Here is a 751-nt window from a genome sequence, read left to right on the forward strand (position 1 = left end):
CATTTGTTTCACAAATGCTCGTTTGGTGGCGATGGCGGAGGGGTTCCACACGTACCCATCCCGAACACGACCGTTAAGCCCTCTAGCGCCGATGGTACTTGGACCGCAGGGTCCTGGGAGAGTAGGATGCCGCCAAGCGGAACCCCAATGGGGTATTTTTTTTCGAATGATAGGGGCCTTTAGCTCAGTTGGTTAGAGCGCACCTCTGATAAGGGTGAGGCCGGTGGTTCGAGTCCACCAAGGCCCATAGTAACTTCATAAGAAATACATGTATGGGGCCATAGCTCAGCTGGGAGAGCGCCTGCCTTGCAAGCAGGAGGTCAGCGGTTCGATCCCGCTTGGCTCCACCATTTTCCCTGATAGCTCAGTTGGTAGAGCACTCGACTGTTAATCGAGTTGTCACAGGTTCGAGTCCTGTTCGGGGAGCCATTAAGGCCCGTTGGTCAAGGGGTTAAGACACCTCCCTTTCACGGAGGTAACAGGGGTTCGAATCCCCTACGGGTCATAGTTATTTTAATAACTAAAGAGTGGGATGAGAATCCCAAAGGTTCGTCGGAGGATTAGCATCGTTAGGAACTGCTTCGCAGTCTCGAACGAAGTGAGAGTATCCCCTACGGGTCATAGTTACGGAGGCTTAGCTCAGCTGGGAGAGCATCTGCCTTACAAGCAGAGGGTCGGGGGTTCGATCCCCTCAGCCTCCACCATATCTTTTTTCTAATGACGCGGGGTGGAGCAGCCCGGTAGCTCGTCG

At 53.8% G+C, this 751-nt stretch carries 5 tRNA genes and 1 rRNA gene; all 6 read left to right on the forward strand.

Annotation, left to right across the window (positions count from 1 at the left end):
- Positions 1-21: 21 nt before the first annotated feature.
- Positions 22-138 (forward strand): 5S ribosomal RNA (rrf, locus tag M3629_RS27945).
- Positions 139-173: 35 nt separating this feature from the next.
- Positions 174-247, forward strand: a tRNA-Ile gene (locus tag M3629_RS27950).
- A gap of 27 nt (positions 248-274) precedes the next feature.
- Positions 275-350, forward strand: a tRNA-Ala gene (locus M3629_RS27955).
- 3 nt (positions 351-353) lie between these two features.
- Positions 354-429, forward strand: a tRNA-Asn gene (locus tag M3629_RS27960).
- Positions 430-433: 4 nt separating this feature from the next.
- Positions 434-505: transfer RNA gene (locus M3629_RS27965), tRNA-Glu, on the forward strand.
- Between the two features lie 123 nt (positions 506-628).
- A tRNA-Val gene (locus M3629_RS27970) sits at positions 629-704 on the forward strand.
- The last annotated feature ends 47 nt before the right edge of the window (positions 705-751 follow it).

This window comes from Paenibacillus polysaccharolyticus, assembly GCF_023714295.1.
Classification (GTDB): Bacteria; Bacillota; Bacilli; order Paenibacillales; family Paenibacillaceae; genus Paenibacillus; species Paenibacillus polysaccharolyticus_A.